This window comes from Shimazuella sp. NTD247, from assembly GCF_059510415.1.
Genome location: NZ_JCAJZU010000005.1, coordinates 66,406 through 85,760, shown reverse-complemented (window position 1 = coordinate 85,760; position 19,355 = coordinate 66,406). Strand labels below are relative to the sequence as shown.

Genomic DNA, 19,355 nt, shown 5'->3' with positions numbered 1-19,355 from the left:
AATCTTACCCTTATTTAAATGATATTTATAGGTCATGTCAATACACAATAAAAAATAAAATGGATATAAAATAATTTTAATTAGATAAAACAGGGAATTTGCTACAAGAATAAAAAAAACAACCAATGCAATAAAGCTTGGTTGTTACATAATGAAAATTCCGATTATATTCTTTGCATTTTCACGTATCGTTTACAGAAATTGTTTTACATGCACTGGTACAGCAAACACATCATAGCTATTACCCACGACCTGTACCATCTTTTCATTCAACCGCTTATACTCAATATCTAACAATTCAATACAAATCCGCTTCCCATCAACCGTTTCCAAATAAATATGAGATATTTCACTCATATATTTTCCTCCGTTTCCAATTCCACTAAAATACTTGAGACCATCTTATCCATCTCATGTATTTTATTTAGCTCCATTTCACTGATAAAACCCAGCATTTTCGCATGTAATTCATGCACTTTTATCATATCTTCTTGATAAATAAAGTCACAAATCTCGTTCCATTCCTGCTGCGTAACTGGTAAAGTTTTGCCATTCAGAGAAAGTCCATATTTTAAAAATAAGCGTAGAGAATACGAGCATTCTTTTCTCGTTCTAGCATCTCGAAAATATTCCATCAAATGAGTATATTGCAATCCATCACAATCATAAACAATAAACGAAGCGATTTTTTTGCAAATCATTATTATTTTTTCCATCAACGTCCCCCTCCGTTAGTAGAGAAACGACCGAATATCAAATGATGAATAATGTTTTTTGTATATAGAACAGATCGGAGAAATTCAAATCGTTACGTATCATCCTCTCTCCAAATACACTATATAAACGATTGTTACAAAATCCGTTTTTATAATTTTAGAATATTTATAAAATAAAGTCAATTTTAATTGTTTTCTTCCTTCTTCTTACACTCTTTTGTTAAATAAGAAGGATTATTCTACCAGTGTCTCTAATTTTAAGAATAAAACATTCTATCGTTAAAAAAATCGCAAAGGAGGAGGAAATTTTGATTAATCTAAAAGTAAGCAAAGAAAAAATGGGAGAAATTTTTCGCCTGCGCAGGAAAGAAAGAGGCTTACGGCAGCAGGATGTAGCAGAACAAGCTGGAGTTTCCATTTCGACAGTAAGCAATTTGGAACTTGGAAATCATACAGTGAAGGAAGAGAGTATTCTGGCCTGTGCACAAGTACTGGAAGTCGCAGATGATATTTTTGGTCTATTATCCGAAGCAGAGCAAAAAGAACAGTGGGCCAGAAGAGAACTAGAGAAAATCGAGGAAATCACCAAGGCAAATCCAGAGGAAGCACTAGATCAACTAATCCATTTAAATGAAACGTTCACTTTTGAAAATAACAAAACATTATATCCTTTTGCTAACTACCTATGGGGACGCTGTTATTATGAAAAACGCAAATGGCAGCAGGCAATGAAATTTTTCCACGAAGCAGTCCGCCTAATCGAACAACAAATTGACCAAAATGAAGAACTAAAAAACTCTAACTTACTAGCTGCTTGCTACAATAGTTTGGGTAGTCTTTATTTCTATGAAAATAACTTTAATCAAGCTTTAACATATGCAGAAAAAGGGCTCGCTTCCTTCCTTTCGAATGGGGAAAGAGAATATTTGTTTTACTTTCTTTTATTTAACAGAGCACTTTTTCATCAAAATATAAATAATCTAGAAAAAACAACCGAGTCATTGGAAATGCTGCAAAAAAAAATCACCACTTTCGAAAGAGAAGGTAACCTTTTAGAAAATATAAGATTATCTGTCATTATCCAATACTATGATTCCTATGCAAATGTTTTAACCGAAATGGGAATGACGGAAAAGGCTTTAGAATATGCAAAAAAAGGAGAAAAAATAGCTTGGTTGAATCAAGAATATGATGCACTATTGACGCTTTGGACGACAATAGGTATCATCTTTGCTAATAAAGATAATCCAAAATTAGCAAAAGAATATTTTCAACAAGCTCTTCATCTCCAACATAAGGTAAAACGCAAAGTTTTATTGATTCCAGTTCACACCCACCTTGGACAATTATATTTAAAGCAAAATGATTCCACTACTGCAAAAAAACATCTAAAAAAAGCTTTGGTCATCAGCAAGAAACATAATGACATACAAGGGCAGGTCCATGCACAGCAAATTCTTGGACATTGTTACCTTGCTGAAAAACACCTTGATCAAGCAATTCAAGAGTTTGAAAAAGGATATCATTTAGCACAGCAGCATAAGATCGCTGAACTGGAATTGAATCTGCTGTTTGATCTAGGCAATATTTATGATCAACAGGGCAAACGGGAAAAGTTTCTTTCCTGTATTGAGGAAGCATATCGCATTCGCAGCAAGTCCAAAAAACGGCTAAAGGAGAGAAGTAGATGAAACGCTTTTTCGGATATCCAGAAGAATAAAAAGAAATTATTTGCATATTTTTTACATACTACGGACGAGCTTTCGTCCGTTTTTCATTTCATCGCGCGACAAGGGGACGGTTCTCTTGTCGCATAATTCATGTTCAAATGTAGTTCTTTTTTGTATCCTGCTCCCTAGATTATTTTAAAAAGGCTAACTAGCAATAGTAAAAGTTTTATCTGCTTAACTCTCTATTTCTTCATCGCTGGAATCGAATATTTACTAAAATCCTGTCTATGAAAATAGAATTGCTCCTCAATAAGAATCTTCTCCCTTTTCTAATCATATTTGCTATAATGGATTTGTCCATGTCAGCACTTGCTGGCAATATCTATAGAGAAAAGAGACGGACAGTGGCAGGCAAGCAGCACACCAGCGCCAACGACCTCCGCAAGCATTTCGACAAGAGGTTCAAGACTCTGGGTCTGAGCGACGAAAAGGTGATTAGTGACATCATTAAGGCGTCACTCATCGATGCTCATGGATTCATCGAGTGGCAGGAAGCCAAGAGGGTCTATGAGACTTTTGAGCGAGAAGTATATAAAGCTGAAGCTACCTCTGGTTTTAATCCGAAGAAGCTGAAGGACATGCAGACTCGTCTGGCAACGTTGAAGACGAGGGAGGAACAGAAGTCAATCGCTTACGGTAGGACTAAGGGTGTTAATACAAACCTGAAGAAGATCGGCAAGTTGATTGATCCCCATGGCACAGAAGCCAGTGTTCTGTGGAGTGACATGAAGAGGTACGTAATTAAGCGGTATGGTCTTGATGTGTAAGTAGCCTGAACCACTGTGACCCCTCTATCCTTACGGATAGGGGGGCATTACTTTTGCATGATAGTGTTAAACTAACCTCACTCATTCTACTGGAGGGGGCTGACTTTTATCAACAATGATCGTTAGCCTGCTAATGTTTCACTTTCCTTACTCTTCCTCTACAATCCAAAACGACCTCTTACTCCACACCAAATAACAGCAACACCTTTTTATTCCAGCCGAATTCCCTCAAAAACCACAAAAACACCATTTCCTTAGTTGCTTTGTATAAAACAATACTCTAGAATCATAACTATACTAATAGTAATCATTTTAACAATTGAACTTATTTTACTTAATTTTGCAAAAACTACCTCAAGGAAGGGCATTTGATATGTTTTCGTTTGTTATCCCATGTTACAATGAGGAACCGATTTTACATCGGTTTCATAAAGAAATAACGACTATTTTACAAGAAAGCAACTTGCCATATGAACTAATCTTTGTGAATGACGGCAGCAAAGACCGAACATCAGAGATCTTAAAAGAAATTTGCCAGCATGACTCTCGTGCTCATTTTGTATCTTTTAGCCGAAATTTTGGGAAGGAATCTGCGATGCTCGCTGGATTGAACTTCTCATCTGGTGAAGCTGTGATGATTATGGATGCTGATTTGCAACATCCTCCACACTTGATTCCGGAAATGGTCCAATTTTATCGTGATGGATATGACCAAGTAGTCGCCAAACGCAGCCGCAAAGGGGAAGGCGGGATTCGTACCCTTTTCGCCAAATTGTACTATCGTTTGATGAATGGCATGATCGATGTCATGCTCACCGATGGAGTAGGCGATTTTCGATTGCTCAGCAGACGGGCTGTCGATGCCTTACTATCCTTGCAAGAGTACAATCGATTTTCCAAAGGACTCTTCTCTTGGATCGGCTTTAAGGAACATATCATTGAATATGAGAATGTCGTCCGTGATTATGGCACAAGCAAGTGGACATTTGGTAAGTTATTAAACTACGCGATTGATGGGCTCATCTCTTTTAATAACAAACCACTTCGTTTAGCGATTTATATGGGAATGTTTGTTACGAGTACTGATATCTTTTATATTCTCTATACTTTTATTCAAATATTACTAAATGGTGTAGTTGTCCCTGGTTACTTTACAATTATTTCTTCTGTTGGTTTCCTCGGCGGGATTCAATTGATTTCCATTGGAGTCATCGGAGAATACATCGGCCGTATCTATTATGAATCAAAGAAACGACCGCATTATATCATTGCAGAAAAACAAGTAGATCCCCAAACAGATGAAACTCCGGCAGAAAATAAACTCGTCTTGAATAAATAAACAAACAAAAAGACTTACGGAAAACAACCGCAAGTCTTTTTGTTTTACATTTTTACTGTCTCATAGCCATTGACAACTACATCTAATTTTCCTGTTTTTGGATCAATCACCAGTCCATGTACAGCAATGTCTTTTGGAAGCAAAGGATGGTTACCCACCATAGACACACTGTGTTTGACGCTGTCTTCTACACAGTCAAATCCACGCAAAAATTCATCAAAATTGACTCCAGCATAAGTAAGCAAATCCAGATTTTCTTGACTTACTCCACGATCTTTCATTTTATTAAGCATGTTATCAGCATTTAAACTCGCCATTCCACAGTCATGATGACCAACGATACACACTTCTTCTGCGCCAAGCTCATAGATCGCAACCAAAATACTTCTCATGATACTCCCAAAGGGATGTGCAACGATCGCTCCTGCTGTTTTAATTATTTTTACGTCCCCATTATGTATATCCATTGCTTTTGGCAGTAATTCAACTAACCTAGTATCCATACAAGAGACAATGACCAGCTTCTTCTGTGGAAATTTATCTGTCTTGAATGGGCGGTATTGTTTTCTTTCTACAAATTCATGATTATGTACTAAAATATCATTTAATAATGACAATGATTATTCCTCCTCTATATTTTTCATTGAATTAATAAAAGACCTTGCTCTTAGTTTACCATCATTCGAATAGTGTTTCGATACATAGGAGATTCACTCATCCATTTTTCCACATTTCTTTTTAAATTAGCCAATTATTCATAAAAACCACTGAACTCATTTTGCTCAGTGGTCTCTCTTATCTTACGAATATATAATAATAAAACACCCAGTATCGTTGTGCCGAATGACAAGTACATCTATCATTCAGCATCAACTGAGACCCGTAAGTCCCATGTCGTCACTCACTTGGCAGCAACGGTGTTGGTCTTGGCAGTAGATCCTTCTGTTCTCCAGCCTTTTTTCTTGATATCCACAAAATAAAAATAGCAGACAACCAAGAAAAAGTAGAAGATCAGCAGTTCTACGGTCCACTCCGATACCAAGATGGTCATCCACCAAAAAGCAGTGAAACCGGCGCTCACTCCAAGTGCCCCACGTGAGGTGAGAAGTTTTTCGCTCAAACCAAACTGCACACAGAGGAAGGGGATATACAGCAGCAAAATTCGCGCCGACATCGCGCCGTAGCCGGTAATATCGATGATTCCTGCGATGACTGTCCCTCCATAGAAAGGGATACCCAGTCCGATATTCATCAAAAAACCGATGCGCCAAAGCCACTTATTCAGTGTTTCCATTGGGACTCCAAGTCTCAGTTACTTGTAAATTATAAAAATTATATCTCTTTTCTATAATCTCAGCAAGTTTAAGGAGCGTAGAGATTATCATCTTTCCTCGAATAAAATCGAAAATGATAAAGAAATTTCGTAATTAGTGTTCTTTCTATACAAATTAAATTTCAGAAAAAATTAATCCATATAAAAAAAGAAACTAGTTTCCCAGCTTCTTTTGTACAAAGTACTATCCTTTCACGTGCAAAACCATTTTCCCTTTGGATGTTCGATTTTCAATACTTTCGTGTGCTTTGGCAGCTTCCGATAAGGATAATACATCTGTAACATCTACTTTTACTTCCCCGCTTGCCACATATGGAAGTGCTTTGGCAGCAGCTTCGGCTACTGCTTTTGGGTGATAGACACTCAATAACTGCAAATTAAATCCTCGCACTGACTTACTGCTGAACCAAAGCTCATTTGCAGAGATAGAAACATCATCAGCTTCACTCGCGTTCCCCATCGCAATAAGTCTGCCAAGAGGAGACAATAAAGATAAGCTGACATTTCTCGTTTTCCCTCCTACTTGATCAACGATAATATCGACCCGGCTGCCTTTCACTGCTTCTTCATACTCTTCTCTTAGGTATACTTCGTCATAACCGAGTGTTTTTGCATATTCAACCTTTGCTGTACTACCAACTACACCGATAACTCTTCCTGCTCCAAGAGCACGAGCCATCTGACCAATCGCACTGCCAACTCCGCCTGCTGCTGCATGTACCAGCACTGTTTCTCCTTTTTTCATGTTTGCAACATCATTTAGGACCATCATTGCCGTAGTTACATTGGACGGATAGGCTGCCGCTACTTTCATATCAATCTCATTGGCGTAGGTATTCAGCGGAATAACCAAATCAGCACTCACTTTTACTATTTCTGCATAGCCGCCTCCGTTTACAATAGTCAAAGCTGCTACGGCTTGGCCAATGGAAAATCCAGAAACTCCTTCCCCTATCTCTCGAATTGTTCCTGAAACTTCGATACCTGGTACAAACGGCAATGGCAAGTCTGCTACGATTCCTTTGCGAAACAACACTTCCGCATAATTTACCCCCGCATATGCTACATCAATCGTTACTTCTCCTAAATCAGCTTTAGGTACAGCTGCCTCGACTTCTGATAATACGGATGCATCTCCAAATTGGGGTATCGCTACTGCTTTCATGTTTCATTTCTCCTTTTATTTGATTTCTTTATAATTCCATTCTATTTCGATTGAAAATGTTTACGAGGTTTTCGTTATACTAGTAGTATCAGTAATACCTTTTAGGAGAGATAACCTTGTTGAACGAAAAAAAGAACATCAAAATACTAGGGGAATTTTTGAAATCTAGAAGAGCAAAGATTTCGCCTGAAGGTTTACAAGTCGCAACGGGAAGCAGGAAACGAAGAATATCTGGACTGCGAAGAGAAGAAGTAGCCTATTTATCTGGAGTAAGCAACACTTGGTACACATGGCTGGAACAAGGCAGAGATGTAAATGTATCCAAAGAAGTGTTAGCAAGTATTGCTAATACGCTCCAGTTAAACCAAGAAGAACAACAGCATATTTTCCGATTGGCAGGATATCCATCTTATTCACCTGCCCAACCAATAGAAAAAGTCATCAATAAGGAATTGCAATTGGTTATCGATCATATTCCTTATCCAACATTTATTGTAGGGTTTCATACGGATGTGGTTGCATGGAATAGATGGTATCCATTGATTTTTCCAGTAGATTTCACATCAACGGACGACAAGCTTCGCAATATGACATGGTTGATTTTTATGAACAAACAATTGCGGGAGCGAATCGTCAATTGGGAGGAGTTTGCTCAATATACTGTGGGTGTATTTCGCGGATACTACGATCAAAACCAAGATGATCCTTGGTTTCGCTCATTTGCTGAAGAACTGTTAGAAAAATCGCCGGAATTTGCTTGTTGGTGGGAAGATCACCCTGTTAAACAGAAATCAGAAGTCAGATTATCGATTCGCAGTGCGGATGGAAAACATATGGTCGAATACCGGATTGTATCCTTCTTCCAAATCAATGGAGAAGAAAATGTACACTGCTGTATTTATACACCGGTTGTAACGGAAGATAATATGGCAGCATACCACTATACCGCCCAGAATAATCCCCCAAGTGACAATTAAACTTGGGGGGAACAGCCTAGGAAGAGGATCTGCTCGGCTTGGTTACCAATATTTTTTTCGATACCAAATACGTAAAAGGAATCGCGATCAAAGATGCAAGCAATGGAGAAATATTTTCATCCATTCCGAGTTTATCTACTAGCAAATATACACTGCTAGTCGTTATGGTAACATTTACTACATATGTCAAAGGAAATTGAAAAAACTTTTTTAAACTCGGTTTTGTCTTATAAGTAAAATACGTATTTAAAAAGTAAGAACCGATCATGCTGAGTACGAATGCAGTGACATGAGAAACGAGATAAATCCAGCCGAATACATGTAAAAATAAGAGATAGAGTGCATAGTAGGTACCTGTATTTACAACACCGACAATACAAAAACGAATCAATGGATATAACTTTTGTAAGTTCATGGTTGATACTCCTCAAAACAAATTATCAGGCCTTATTATAGCGCAAAAACGAAGAAAGATGACTATCTTTGTTATTTTGTTCTTGAAGTCCTTCTTTATAAATTATATAATTTTTATCAATTATTTAGAAATGGGAGAGAGACAAAATGACAACCAAACGCACGATGTTTGACAAAATTTGGGATTCGCATGTTGTTTATCAGGAAAGCGGGAAACCATCTCTCCTCTACATAGATTTGCATCTCATTCATGAAGTAACATCTCCTCAAGCTTTTGAAGGCTTGCGCTTAGCCGGACGATCCATTCGCAGACCAGATCTCACTGTCGCTACAGTAGACCATAATATTCCAACTACGGATCGGTCATTACCAATCGCAGATCCTATATCGAAACAACAAATTGAAACGTTAAGAGAAAATTGTCAAAATCATAAAATTACTTTATATGACTTGGACAGTAGAAATCAAGGCATTGTTCATGTCATCGGTCCAGAACTGGGGCTTACTCTACCCGGAAAAACGATTGTTTGCGGTGACAGCCATACTTCTACTCATGGTGCTTTTGGTGCTTTAGCTTTTGGAATTGGTACAAGTGAAGTGGAACATGTCATGGCAACCCAATGTCTTCCACAAGCAAAAGCAAAAACAATGGAAGTGCATTTTAAAGGGAAACTCCCCTATGGTGTAACTGCCAAAGACGTTATCCTTCACCTGATCCATAAAATTGGTACTGCTGGTGCTACTGGACATGTCATCGAATATACGGGAGAAGCAATCCAACAAATGTCCATGGAAGAGCGCATGACCATTTGCAATATGTCGATTGAAGCAGGAGCAAGAGCTGGTATGATCGCACCTGATGAGACTACTTTCTCCTATTTGAGAGGAAGAAAACATGCTCCAAAAGGAGAAGCTTGGGAACAAGCAGTTGCAGCGTGGAAGCAGCTTGTTACAGATGAAGGGGCAGAGTATGACACAAAAGTTGAAATCGATCTCACAGAAATCGCCCCTCAAGTAACATGGGGAACAAGCCCGGGGATGGGAGCAGATATTACCAAATCGGTTCCAGAGCCAGCTTCTTTTTCAACGAGTACAGAGAAAAAAGCTGCGGAACTAGCCCTGCAATATATGGGGCTTACTGCAGGAACTCCAATGTCAGAAATCGCTATTGATCGTGTTTTCATCGGCTCCTGTACGAACTCTCGAATCGAAGACTTACGTGCTGCAGCAGAAGTAGTTGCAGGCTACCAAGTCGCAGCCACGGTGCAAGCAATGGTCGTTCCTGGCTCGCAGCAGGTCAAAGAGCAAGCAGAACAAGAAGGACTTCATCAAATCTTTTTGGATGCAGGATTTGAATGGAGAGAAGCTGGATGCAGTATGTGTCTAGGTATGAATCCAGATATTATTCAGCCTGGTGAACGCTGTGCCTCCACCTCCAATCGCAACTTTGAAGGAAGGCAAGGAAGAGGGGGCAGAACCCACTTGGTCAGCCCTGTCATGGCAGCAGCTGCCGCCATCGAAGGACATTTTGTAGACATTCGCAAATGGAAGTTCAATCGAAAGGAGCAGAAAAATGGAGTCCCTTCGTAAACATACAGGAATTACAGTTCCTTTGGATCGTGCACACGTCGATACTGATGCTATCATCCCAAAACAATTTTTAAAACGAATCGAACGTTCAGGGTTTGGCCAATTTTTATTTTATGAATGGCGGTTTGATGAAAAGGAAAACCCGAATCCCTCTTTTGTGCTAAATAAACCGGAATACAAAGGTGCCTCCATCCTGCTCACGAGAGAAAACTTTGGTTGTGGTTCTTCTCGGGAACACGCACCTTGGTCCTTATCTGATTATGGTTTCCGAGTAGTCATTGCTCCTTCCTTTGCAGATATCTTTTACAATAATTGTTTTCAAAATGGCATGCTGCCGTTGATCTTGTCCGAAAACCAAGTACAAGAGTTATTTGAACGAACTGCAAAATACGAACGCTATCAATTAACTGTCGATGTGGAAAATTTAGTCGTTTCGGATAACTACGGATTGCAGTATTCCTTTGAGCTCGATCCTTACCGCCAATACTGCTTAGTCAATGGATTGGATTTTATTGGTCTAACGCTCCAGCATGAAGATAAAATCACAGCATATGAGAAAAACAAACAACTGCAGTCCAGCTAAAAATAAAAAACCGTACAGAGATTGTCTGTACGGTTTTCATCTTATCCATTTTTATGAGGGGAAAAAGCAGGAAAGGCCCGATAAAGTAAAAGACAGATACCGGCAGCGAATGCTGCTATGATCAATTCAATTATCAAAAAAGAGTCATAATACTGAAAATAATACGCAGGATCAATCGCTAGTTTCAGCACATACATCACCCAAAAAAGCGAAACAATATTCATCACCACAACCCACCCAATCACATAAAAGAAAAACAGACGTAACCATCCGATTTGCGTTCTACCTGCGATTTTAGTGAGGCTTCCAATTACAAAAATCGAAATCAAATAGCCTATAAAAATGCCTCCTACAGGACTGGAGAGTAACGTTTCTCCTCCTATGCTGCTCGCAAGCTTTCCGAATACGGGCACTCCACTGATACCTAGTATGATCCAAAACAAAATGCTAACCGCTCCCCGCCGCGCACCCAAAATGCTGGCTGCGAGCATAACAATTACACCATTAAAATTAATTGGTAATCCACCAATAGGAATCACAATCTGTGAACTAATACTCAAAAATATAATAAATACTAGTGAAATAACTATATTTCGAACGAAAAGAATACTCAAAAGTAAAATTCCTTTCTATTAATATTTAATATTATGATATTTTAAAATATATAATAAATAAAGAGAAGAGCAAAAGTGCATGGATACAGTATCCATGCACTTTCTTTATATAAACAAGAGATGATTATCGATCCTGAACAGCTGCTTTTTGAAACGCAGTTGTTCAGGTGTACCCAATGTGGTACATTACGCAGAAGATCCTGTGCCTTCACATCTTAATTTTCTTTCGGGTGAATCTTCAACACACCATCGTCCCCATAAAAAAGGAGAGCCTCGGAGCCTGGTGCATCGACAAAGAAATCAAACTTGAATTCTTTGGACTGACCATTCTCCTTGTAACGGATGGTCTTACCATCGATGATAACACCCTTTATGAGCTCAGAATTTGACACAGCAACCTCTTGGTAAGGTAAGTAACTCCTCTTTATGTTACTGCTAATGTTCACGTTTTTACAAGACTCTTAAAATGTTTTCTTTCATATGTAAATAGATACTAAAACAAAAAACGTATGGCTTTGTCTCCCATACGTTTTTCTTTATATCAACATAAATTAATTATCGAGCCCGAACAGCCGCTTCTTAGAAGCAGGTGTTCAGGTGCGTTCCATATGGAGCGCATCTACAGGAAGTCCTGCGGGCTCTGCTCGACTAGCTCTTCTGGGCGGGGGTCTCGGTCACCTTCCCGTTCGGGAAGATGGTGTACTCGATGCCCGACTCGCTCCAGTAGTGGAACGAGCGGCCGGTCAGGTCGGAGACGGCGTCGACGATGTCAGCCACCCGGTGCTCACCCTTCGCGTCCACGAAGTGGAGCTGCCGGTTCTCGTACGAGAACGCAGTGTTGCCAGGAACAGGAGCGGAAAGCGTCGCGATGGACACTGGAACCTCCAGTAGATTGAATTCAACTTAAATTATAATATTCCCCTCCCTGAAAAACAAGAAATGTTTTCTCTATTCGCAAAAAGGGATTCTAAGCAATAGAGAGGGCAAATCTAGCTAATTCCGGTATGGTTTCATAAAAAAGCTTCTCATGTACTTTAGCAAAAATAACACTAATAGACTTATAACATTGCGAGCGAGAATACCCACGGTTTAAATCGTGGGATGAAAGCGAGCGTTGAACGAGGGTAAGGAATTTTCCTTCACTTGTTCAACCTTTGGAAAAAGCAAGTTTACAAACATATATTCCCATGGTAATATATGTATAGTTGTGGCAGAAGAAAACCAAGTTTGCTCGCAGCAAAGAAGAAATCAACAAACATAAACCGTGGGGCACACGGGGTTAGCTTGGTAATGAAATAGTCATGAGGCTATCGACCCAAGAATCCAACGGCTTTAGCCGTATGGAGTTGTCAAAAAGAAGGTATAAAACAATGAGATGATAAATTTGAAATTTACCTATTAAACAAAAACCGTATGGATTTGTTTCCATACGGTTTTCTTTATATCAACACAGCTTAATTATCGAGCCCGAACAACCGCTTCATAGAAACAGTTGCTCAGGGTACTTCATGATGAAGTATTTTTCTACAGGAAGTATCCTGCGGGCTCTGATTGATCATTCCATCTGCGGCGGGGAATTTTCTTCACCTTCCCGTCTGGAAAAACGACGTACATGTTTCCCAATCGATCCACATAAAGCTTGCCGTTGCCGTCGTCAGCCGGTCCAGCTGCAGCAAATTCGAACTTTTGCTCATTCCCTCCTGAATCGACGAAGTGAAAATGAGTCTTACCTAGGTAGAAAGCAGGATTGCCGGGTACCGGATGGAAAATCGATGGATTCGACACAGAGACCTCCTGTAGAATCAATGCGTTACTTTATTATACAATTATTTTTCCGTCCGACGGATTTTTTTCCTCTCTTGTGGTGCAAAAGAAGGCATTGCCCGATAGAGAGCAAAGGTCAAAATCGTTGCTAAAATCGCTTTAGCAATATCTCCTGGCAAAAATACTACAAATACTTTATTAAAAATATCCATACTAAAAGGAAGATGAGAAACAAACAAAAACCAAGGAAAACCAATTGCGTTAATAACTCCAACTGCTCCTATTAAGAAAACAAGCAGCAGCTGCCACCAAGCTGCCGGTCTATTTTTTCCCAGCAGTTCAATCGTCCACCCCACTAAAAATGCAGCTAGAAGAAACCCAAAAATATAACCGCCTGTCGGACCGAATAAAACGCCTATTCCTCCAGTAGCACCACTCAGTACAGGTGCGCCGACTGCTGCCAGCAATATCCATACCAATACACTAATTGTTCCCCAGCGAGAACCTAAGATTGATCCAGCTAACAACACCATCATAGTTTGCAATGTAATCGGAACTGGGCCGATCGGAATCGCAATTTGTCCACTGACTGCAAGTAATGCAGCAAATAAAGCCGCTAGAACCATATTTCGAATAAGAATAGATGAAGATGACATAAACATAATTCCTTTCTTTCTTAGCATCAATATTAGAATAATTTTTTGAATATATTATGTCAACTATTTTTATTTATAAAGTTTACAATAAGTGGTTTAGATAAAATACTTTTCCCCAAAATAAAATGCTTGTTCCCATTAAAACAAGCGAATCCCGGATATACCGGAATTCGCTTGCTATTAACGTATCCGCAACTAAACGGCAACGCTTTTTTGGATTTGCCGGCATGTATTGGGTTGCGACCAACAACTCATTCCGTGCTCGCTTTCAGTGCCTCGCTCATGGATATTTTCGCGAGCTTCCTCCCGCACAGCCACTTGGTTACTTCGTACACGGTGAAAATCACTACAAAACTTATCAGAACATACCATGGGTTCACAATCATGGGCATCACCATATTGATCTGTTCCCCGAGATAACCGTACAGGGTGTTCCCGACAGCCAGCATCAAGGGCAGTCCAAGCCAAAAACCAATAAATACTACCGGCGTGGAACTATTGAGAATCAACCTCGCAACCTCTTTTCCACGATAGCCGAATACCTTCATGAGCGATATCGTGCTGCGGCTTTCCTCAATCATCATCGATGTTACAAGAAAGATAATGATTGCCCCAGCAAGACTTGCAACGATGGTGATAAGCGCTACCGATGCCGTCATTGTCATGGATGATGTATCATCCATTTCATCGAGTTTACTAAAGTCATGTACTCCAGTAAGCATATTTTCGTCCATATCAAGCTTATTTTTGCTTAGCATCCCAAGATAACTTCCCAGCGTGTTACCGGTCATGCGGTTGAACTCATCAAGGGGCATATAGAGATATTGCCCGGCGTAAGTTTGGACGATCCCTTCTATCTTTAGACTGAACGATTTTCCGTCCACTTTGCTAACGATGTTAATGGTATCGCCCACCTTTAGCCCCAGCCTGTTCGCTAAGAGATACGTGATATTTACCTGATTCTTTGGCAAATTGTTGCCGTTCGAGTCACGCATCGTAATTCCGATGGAATCCGGTTCCAAGCCCACAACATAAAACTCCGCCTTTTCGTTTCCCTTGGGATAACTGCGAATTGCGTTGAACGGCTCAGCTCCTTTTGGAACAGCTCCATGCTGTATTTCTTTGAATGTAGTTTCTATAGGAAAATACCTGTCGGTTCCGGCGCTGTCCATTAAGACTTGCATCGAGTTGTGGACAGTAAAGCCAAGCAGCAGCAGCATCGACGCGGCGCTAACGCCCAACAGCAAAAACAACAAACGTGGTATGCTGCGTATCTGTTCACGCAGTTTGAATTTAGTGGTGAATTTAAACCGCTCCAGCCGGAGTCTGCGTTCAAGGAAATTCACCTTCGTTTTTTGTTCATCGCCTTTCATCAACTCAGCCGCAGATTTCTTTAGCACTCTGCGTAGAACGAAATAGCTCGAGAGACTCAGCAGAGCCAGAGGCATCAGCACTCCCAGTGCCATGCTCAATGGCGGGAAGGATAAGCCAGTTACAGGCACATTGTAAGCAGACGTCAGCAGATCGATGACGGGTCCTACAACCGGCAAAGCAAGCAGTGTGCCCGCAAGACCGCCTGCAATAGAAAGCAGAACCGGGATCGCCATATAGTGCTGGATCAGTTCACCCCGGCGATATCCCTGCGCGTACAGCGTACCAATGACTACGCCATCTGACTTGACCATACGTTGGATCATCACACCAAGAATAAGACAGCACAGCAGGAAAACTGACGCTGCCACAGGAGCGCCCATGGTCTTCGCACCTTCAATGTTCCCTTGCACCATCGCGATGCGTGCATTGGTTTCAGCGTTCAACCATTCGGAAAGGGAATATCCTTTTTTGGTTAAGAGTCCATTCAGATTGGCAGCATTTGCTTTTACATTCTCCCTGTTCTTCACGTATGCTGAGTATACCGTGGTCGCCTCCGGAAACGTCTTAAAGTCCTCATCGGAAATAAGACCGATACCAAAACCGCTCGGAGGATAGGCGTCATAAACGTTCTTTAGTATATAAATGTAATTGGGTATAGCTACCGTGCCAACAATATGGAAAGTTTTGCCGTTCAGCTTTATTTGATCACCTATCTTCAACCCATGCATCTGGCCAAATTTCGGGTCGATCAAAATGTCCCCCGGATTTTTAAGGCCATGTCCTGATGTTACCGCCGGGATATTGACCTTCGTGCTAGGGCTGAGAAGACGCAGTTCTCCGTTAGGCACTTTTACGTCGTATAGCCGGTAAGCGTCGATCAGCGCACCGGATTCTCTTTCCAGTGCCGCAATATTTTTCAGTGGTTTATTTGACTTAAACGTAATGTCTTCCTGCTTGTTTTTTTCGGTAAAGTCGCTGACCAATTTCCCCATGCTGCTGCCCACTCCCGCAGCTCCGATAAAATAAAAGCTCCCCAAAAATATCAAAAGAAAGATTCCGATATACCGACCTTTGTTTTCCTTTATGATACGCCATACACGTTTTCGCAGCGCCATTACCATTCAATCCTTTCCGCCGGGATAAGCTCGGAATTTTGCCCAACTTCCACAATCTCGCCGCTTCTCATTCGGAACACGGCGTGCGCCATACCAGCGATGGCGATGTTGTGGGTGATCATCAGGATGGTCGTGCCAAACTGCGCGTTTACTTTTTGGAGCAACGACAGCACGCCCCTCGAGGTCTCGAGATCCAGCGCTCCAGTGGGCTCATCGCAGAGCAGGAGCTTTGGATTTTTGACGATGGCTCGTGCGATCGACACGCGCTGCTGCTCGCCGCCAGAGAGTTCCCGGGGGAAACGATTCTTTTTGTCGGAAAGTCCGACGGCAGAAAGCACTTCGTCTGTTTGAAACGGATTTTTACTAATGTTCGACACAACCTCGATGTTTTCGGCTACTGTGAGGTTCGGCACAAGATTGTAGAACTGGAAAACAAAGCCCACGCTCTCCCGACGGTATTCAACCAGTTGTTTGTCATTTAAATTCGTAATACGCTCGCCGTCCACTTCGACCGTGCCGCCGTCCGCCCAGTCTACGCCGCCAATAATGTTCATCAGCGTAGATTTACCCGAACCAGAGGGGCCTAATATTACTCCGATTTGTCCTCTTTCCATTTTCAGGCCTACACCTTTAAGTACATGGGTAATAATCCCTGTGTTATAGCTTTTCGTAAGGTTTGATACTGATAAAAACATCCTGACACCCCATTCTGTTTTTTATATTCGCTGTGAAATGTCAGCATCCAGTGCACCATAAAAGAAAGAGCCGGTAACTGTGAATAATCTCACATGTTATCGGCTCTGCGTCTTAGCGTCTGGCTCTTTGATAACTGACATATTCAATTGCTTTACATTGATTATTGTTTCCTGTTTACATTTGGGACAATATAGTGGAAAGTTTTCAAGCACCGTATCATCACGTATCTTGATTCGTGTTTTGTTGCCGCAGACTGGACATAATATCCATTCGTATTTACTCACTCTATCATCCTTTACTTGATGTTTTTGTTGACCACCATCACCTTTAATGCCTGCCAACATTAAGCTGCTTTGCGTTTATAAACCCTCATTGTAAATAGATATGCGACGATAGGGATACCAAGGCACAATGCAAGTGCAATCCAAATATCACTTCCGAAGTGCTCAATGCGTCACCTCCTCAGCAACAATATAATTACTTTACTCTCGTTGTTTTTGTTAAAACGAGTCATAGTTTGGGAGTATTCCTTAGACAGATAGCCAGATTAAGTGAGGAATACTTATGTTCATTTTCCATTCAGCCAAACATTGTCTTCATTCCTGTTTTTATTTTGGACTTGAAACTGTGGTTTTTTTCAAAATTATTTGAAAAATAATAATCTGTATACTCAATGGCTTAGCGAATACCAACTTTTTGGATTTCTAAACTCTAAAAAGGTACGACATCGAGCAGAGCGAAGGTGGTGCCCTTTTTCACATGGAAATGAACATCATCCAACACCTTCACATTTTTATAGGGTTTTTTTAGCTCACGAACCGAAATAGCAGTATGATTTTATGTCATCGTTATTATTCTTTTTCGAGCTTTTTACGAATGTTTTCGCTCCATTGTGCTTTATTTTTTTCGGTCCATGTCTGTACTTGAAGCTCACGTAACAGGTCATCACAGAAACCGCCAACATCCTGACCCACTACATCAAATACATCCTTTCCCTCTTGTGCGCTTGATTCAAATAGTTCTAGTACATCTTGTAGTGCTTTATATATGACCATAGTAGAGTCTGTATCGGATGCAAAGGACAATAGGTAATTCTCCATCTCTTTTATCACGATCTGATAATCCCTTGGCAGATCATTAATCTGTTTTTTGTATCTTTTATATTCCTCTTTTTCTTGTTTCCATTTCGCTCCAATAGCCAAATCGATTAAATTCGAAAAAATATTTTTCTCCATCTTGATTCTCCTGTCATTCATTTATTTTTGATGTAATAAAATCCTATTTACCCCAAAAGGCTTAAAATCATTTCATCCCACAGTGTTCATGGTGTAGAATTTACGTAATCCGATTTTCCAAAAATTTATCTACTCCGTAACACCGAGTACTTCTATATAGTAATACAAAGTAGATAGCCATGTCAATAGTTTGATTTATTTTTTCTAAAAGAGTCGCAGTATATGATATTGTTATTATCCTTGTCTTAGTTTTTTGTGTACTATTTGGTTTAGTTGTTTCTTTTTTTGATCTTCCCATGTTACAATCTGAACTTCTTTCAGAAGATCATCGCAAAAGTCACTGACATCCTGCCCCACAACATCCAGTACATCTTTTCCCTTTTGAGCACTTGAATCAAATAGTTCTACCACATCCGTCAAGATCTTAATCATACCCCTGCCACCGTCATCGCCAGACTCAAAATTCCATAGATAACGCTCTATCTCTTTCATCACCATCTGATAATCGCTTGGTAAAGCATTCATCCGTTTTTTGCAACTTTTATATTCGGCTTTTCCTTGTTTCCATCTGTCTAAGGTCGAAAAAATATTATTTTCCATCTTGATTCTCCTTTAATTCATCCATTTTTGATGCGATAAAATCCCAGTTACGCCAAAAGATTTGGAGTTGATTCCGTCCTGCACTGTTGAGTGTGTAAAACTTTCGGGGTGGTCCGATTTCCGAAGGCTTTTTCTGAATGTCGACTAAATTTTTCTTCTCTAGCCGCAGTAAAATCGTATATACTGTTCCTTCAACAACATCTTCAAAGCCGAGCAAATTCAGGTTTCTGACAATCTCATAACCATACGTTTCTTTGCGACTGATGATTTCCAGAACACACCCTTCCAGAACCCCCTTTAGCATCTCGGTCAAATTTTCCACAACAAGCACCCTTTCTACTTCGTGAGACTTAGTACTACTACATAATAATACTAAGTAGATGATCGTGTCAATAGTTCGATTTATTTCTCTTCTTGAAATGTCGAGAAGAGGGTCATCCTTGCATCAATGAGAGGTAATAAGGTAAATACTTATATTCATTTTCCATTTAACCCAGCATTGTTTTCGTTTGTATTTTATTTTGAATTTTGAACTTCGGATATTTCTCTTTTACTTGTTCGAAAAACTAATATCTATTTGTTAAAAAACATGGGAAATTACGACTTCCGTATTTATAGGAACTTCTAGAGAGGAATGACATATGAAAAAACACTGGAAAGGGTGTTGTTAAAGAAAGGATTGGGGAG

At 40.1% G+C, this 19,355-nt stretch carries 23 protein-coding genes; 6 read left to right on the top strand and 17 right to left on the bottom strand.

The window, feature by feature from the left end:
• Positions 1-192 precede the first annotated feature (192 nt).
• Positions 193-357, bottom strand: a complete 165-nt coding sequence (locus tag AC5WOC_RS13550; protein ID WP_496055937.1) for a hypothetical protein — start codon at positions 355-357, stop codon at positions 193-195.
• Entirely contained in the window at positions 354-716 is a 363-nt protein-coding gene (locus tag AC5WOC_RS13545; RefSeq protein WP_496055936.1) for a hypothetical protein, read from the bottom strand. The genes AC5WOC_RS13550 and AC5WOC_RS13545 overlap by 4 nt, the downstream gene beginning before the upstream one ends.
• A gap of 308 nt (positions 717-1,024) precedes the next feature.
• Between AC5WOC_RS13545 and AC5WOC_RS13540 the strand changes: the two genes are divergently transcribed.
• From AC5WOC_RS13540 to AC5WOC_RS13530, 3 genes are all read left to right on the top strand, one after another.
• Positions 1,025-2,407: a helix-turn-helix domain-containing protein gene (locus AC5WOC_RS13540; protein ID WP_496055935.1), complete on the top strand. Its 1,383-nt coding sequence runs from the start codon at positions 1,025-1,027 to the stop codon at positions 2,405-2,407.
• Between the two features lie 338 nt (positions 2,408-2,745).
• Complete coding sequence (locus AC5WOC_RS13535) at positions 2,746-3,213, top strand: hypothetical protein (RefSeq protein WP_496055934.1); 468 nt, start codon at positions 2,746-2,748, stop codon at positions 3,211-3,213.
• A gap of 373 nt (positions 3,214-3,586) precedes the next feature.
• On the top strand, positions 3,587-4,552 hold the full coding sequence (locus AC5WOC_RS13530; RefSeq protein WP_496055933.1) for a glycosyltransferase family 2 protein: 966 nt from the start codon (positions 3,587-3,589) through the stop codon (positions 4,550-4,552).
• 44 nt (positions 4,553-4,596) lie between these two features.
• Here the strand turns inward: AC5WOC_RS13530 and AC5WOC_RS13525 are convergent, their stop codons facing one another.
• The 3 genes from AC5WOC_RS13525 to AC5WOC_RS13515 form a co-directional block, all read right to left on the bottom strand.
• Entirely contained in the window at positions 4,597-5,169 is a 573-nt protein-coding gene (locus tag AC5WOC_RS13525; protein ID WP_496055932.1) for a beta-class carbonic anhydrase, read from the bottom strand.
• A gap of 284 nt (positions 5,170-5,453) precedes the next feature.
• Entirely contained in the window at positions 5,454-5,846 is a 393-nt protein-coding gene (locus AC5WOC_RS13520) for a hypothetical protein (RefSeq protein WP_496055931.1), read from the bottom strand.
• A 223-nt stretch (positions 5,847-6,069) separates the two neighbouring features.
• Positions 6,070-7,050, bottom strand: coding sequence for a quinone oxidoreductase family protein (locus AC5WOC_RS13515; RefSeq protein WP_496055930.1), 981 nt, complete (start codon positions 7,048-7,050; stop codon positions 6,070-6,072).
• A 116-nt stretch (positions 7,051-7,166) separates the two neighbouring features.
• On the opposite strand from AC5WOC_RS13515, the gene AC5WOC_RS13510 reads away from it, so the two are divergent.
• Entirely contained in the window at positions 7,167-8,027 is an 861-nt protein-coding gene (locus AC5WOC_RS13510; protein WP_496055929.1) for a helix-turn-helix transcriptional regulator, read from the top strand.
• A 16-nt stretch (positions 8,028-8,043) separates the two neighbouring features.
• Here AC5WOC_RS13510 and AC5WOC_RS13505 read toward each other — a convergent pair whose 3' ends face one another.
• Positions 8,044-8,442 (bottom strand): GtrA family protein, encoded by a 399-nt coding sequence (locus tag AC5WOC_RS13505; protein ID WP_496055928.1) that lies wholly within the window; start codon positions 8,440-8,442, stop codon positions 8,044-8,046.
• 146 nt (positions 8,443-8,588) lie between these two features.
• On the opposite strand from AC5WOC_RS13505, the gene leuC reads away from it, so the two are divergent.
• The gene (gene leuC, locus AC5WOC_RS13500) at positions 8,589-10,031 is read left to right on the top strand and encodes a 3-isopropylmalate dehydratase large subunit (protein WP_496055927.1); all 1,443 of its coding nucleotides are present in this window, start codon (positions 8,589-8,591) and stop codon (positions 10,029-10,031) included.
• A complete protein-coding gene (leuD, locus tag AC5WOC_RS13495) occupies positions 10,015-10,614 on the top strand; it encodes a 3-isopropylmalate dehydratase small subunit (protein WP_496055926.1) in 600 nt (199 codons plus the stop codon). The genes leuC and leuD overlap by 17 nt, the downstream gene beginning before the upstream one ends.
• A gap of 41 nt (positions 10,615-10,655) precedes the next feature.
• Here leuD and AC5WOC_RS13490 read toward each other — a convergent pair whose 3' ends face one another.
• The 11 genes from AC5WOC_RS13490 to AC5WOC_RS13440 form a co-directional block, all read right to left on the bottom strand.
• The gene (locus AC5WOC_RS13490) at positions 10,656-11,228 is read right to left on the bottom strand and encodes a biotin transporter BioY (RefSeq protein WP_496055925.1); all 573 of its coding nucleotides are present in this window, start codon (positions 11,226-11,228) and stop codon (positions 10,656-10,658) included.
• Between the two features lie 215 nt (positions 11,229-11,443).
• Positions 11,444-11,620 (bottom strand): hypothetical protein, encoded by a 177-nt coding sequence (locus AC5WOC_RS13485; RefSeq protein ID WP_496055924.1) that lies wholly within the window; start codon positions 11,618-11,620, stop codon positions 11,444-11,446.
• Between the two features lie 256 nt (positions 11,621-11,876).
• Positions 11,877-12,104: a hypothetical protein gene (locus tag AC5WOC_RS13480; RefSeq protein ID WP_496055923.1), complete on the bottom strand. Its 228-nt coding sequence runs from the start codon at positions 12,102-12,104 to the stop codon at positions 11,877-11,879.
• Between the two features lie 648 nt (positions 12,105-12,752).
• Positions 12,753-13,013 carry a hypothetical protein gene (locus AC5WOC_RS13475; RefSeq protein ID WP_496055922.1) on the bottom strand — a complete coding sequence of 87 codons (261 nt, stop codon included), beginning with the start codon at positions 13,011-13,013 and terminating at the stop codon, positions 12,753-12,755.
• A gap of 41 nt (positions 13,014-13,054) precedes the next feature.
• Complete coding sequence (locus AC5WOC_RS13470; protein WP_496055921.1) at positions 13,055-13,648, bottom strand: biotin transporter BioY; 594 nt, start codon at positions 13,646-13,648, stop codon at positions 13,055-13,057.
• A 251-nt stretch (positions 13,649-13,899) separates the two neighbouring features.
• Positions 13,900-16,137, bottom strand: coding sequence for an ABC transporter permease (locus tag AC5WOC_RS13465; RefSeq protein ID WP_496055920.1), 2,238 nt, complete (start codon positions 16,135-16,137; stop codon positions 13,900-13,902).
• Positions 16,137-16,832, bottom strand: coding sequence for an ABC transporter ATP-binding protein (locus tag AC5WOC_RS13460; RefSeq protein ID WP_496055919.1), 696 nt, complete (start codon positions 16,830-16,832; stop codon positions 16,137-16,139). The genes AC5WOC_RS13465 and AC5WOC_RS13460 overlap by 1 nt, the downstream gene beginning before the upstream one ends.
• Before the next feature lie 96 nt (positions 16,833-16,928).
• A complete protein-coding gene (locus AC5WOC_RS13455) occupies positions 16,929-17,177 on the bottom strand; it encodes a cysteine-rich KTR domain-containing protein (RefSeq protein ID WP_496055918.1) in 249 nt (82 codons plus the stop codon).
• Between the two features lie 507 nt (positions 17,178-17,684).
• Positions 17,685-18,068 carry a DUF1048 domain-containing protein gene (locus AC5WOC_RS13450; protein ID WP_496055917.1) on the bottom strand — a complete coding sequence of 128 codons (384 nt, stop codon included), beginning with the start codon at positions 18,066-18,068 and terminating at the stop codon, positions 17,685-17,687.
• A gap of 234 nt (positions 18,069-18,302) precedes the next feature.
• Positions 18,303-18,668: a DUF1048 domain-containing protein gene (locus AC5WOC_RS13445; protein WP_496055916.1), complete on the bottom strand. Its 366-nt coding sequence runs from the start codon at positions 18,666-18,668 to the stop codon at positions 18,303-18,305.
• A complete protein-coding gene (locus AC5WOC_RS13440; protein WP_496055915.1) occupies positions 18,658-18,990 on the bottom strand; it encodes a PadR family transcriptional regulator in 333 nt (110 codons plus the stop codon). Before AC5WOC_RS13440 ends, AC5WOC_RS13445 begins: the two co-directional genes overlap by 11 nt.
• Between the last annotated feature and the right edge of the window lie 365 nt (positions 18,991-19,355).

Bases quoted from the DNA above. Each gene is read 5' to 3' on its own strand.
- AC5WOC_RS13535 (WP_496055934.1), top strand. From the start codon at position 2,746: ATGTCAGCACTTGCTGGCAATATCTATAGAGAAAAGAGACGGACAGTG.
- AC5WOC_RS13550 (WP_496055937.1), bottom strand. From the start codon at position 357: ATGAGTGAAATATCTCATATTTATTTGGAAACGGTTGATGGGAAGCGG.
- AC5WOC_RS13465 (WP_496055920.1), bottom strand. From the start codon at position 16,137: ATGGCGCTGCGAAAACGTGTATGGCGTATCATAAAGGAAAACAAAGGT.
- AC5WOC_RS13470 (WP_496055921.1), bottom strand. From the start codon at position 13,648: ATGTCATCTTCATCTATTCTTATTCGAAATATGGTTCTAGCGGCTTTA.
- AC5WOC_RS13450 (WP_496055917.1), bottom strand. From the start codon at position 18,068: ATGGAGAAAAATATTTTTTCGAATTTAATCGATTTGGCTATTGGAGCG.
- AC5WOC_RS13520 (WP_496055931.1), bottom strand. From the start codon at position 5,846: ATGGAAACACTGAATAAGTGGCTTTGGCGCATCGGTTTTTTGATGAAT.
- AC5WOC_RS13455 (WP_496055918.1), bottom strand. From the start codon at position 17,177: ATGTTGGCAGGCATTAAAGGTGATGGTGGTCAACAAAAACATCAAGTA.
- AC5WOC_RS13545 (WP_496055936.1), bottom strand. From the start codon at position 716: ATGGAAAAAATAATAATGATTTGCAAAAAAATCGCTTCGTTTATTGTT.
- AC5WOC_RS13530 (WP_496055933.1), top strand. From the start codon at position 3,587: ATGTTTTCGTTTGTTATCCCATGTTACAATGAGGAACCGATTTTACAT.
- AC5WOC_RS13460 (WP_496055919.1), bottom strand. From the start codon at position 16,832: ATGTTTTTATCAGTATCAAACCTTACGAAAAGCTATAACACAGGGATT.
- leuC (WP_496055927.1), top strand. From the start codon at position 8,589: ATGACAACCAAACGCACGATGTTTGACAAAATTTGGGATTCGCATGTT.
- AC5WOC_RS13505 (WP_496055928.1), bottom strand. From the start codon at position 8,442: ATGAACTTACAAAAGTTATATCCATTGATTCGTTTTTGTATTGTCGGT.
- leuD (WP_496055926.1), top strand. From the start codon at position 10,015: ATGGAGTCCCTTCGTAAACATACAGGAATTACAGTTCCTTTGGATCGT.
- AC5WOC_RS13515 (WP_496055930.1), bottom strand. From the start codon at position 7,050: ATGAAAGCAGTAGCGATACCCCAATTTGGAGATGCATCCGTATTATCA.
- AC5WOC_RS13445 (WP_496055916.1), bottom strand. From the start codon at position 18,668: ATGGAAAATAATATTTTTTCGACCTTAGACAGATGGAAACAAGGAAAA.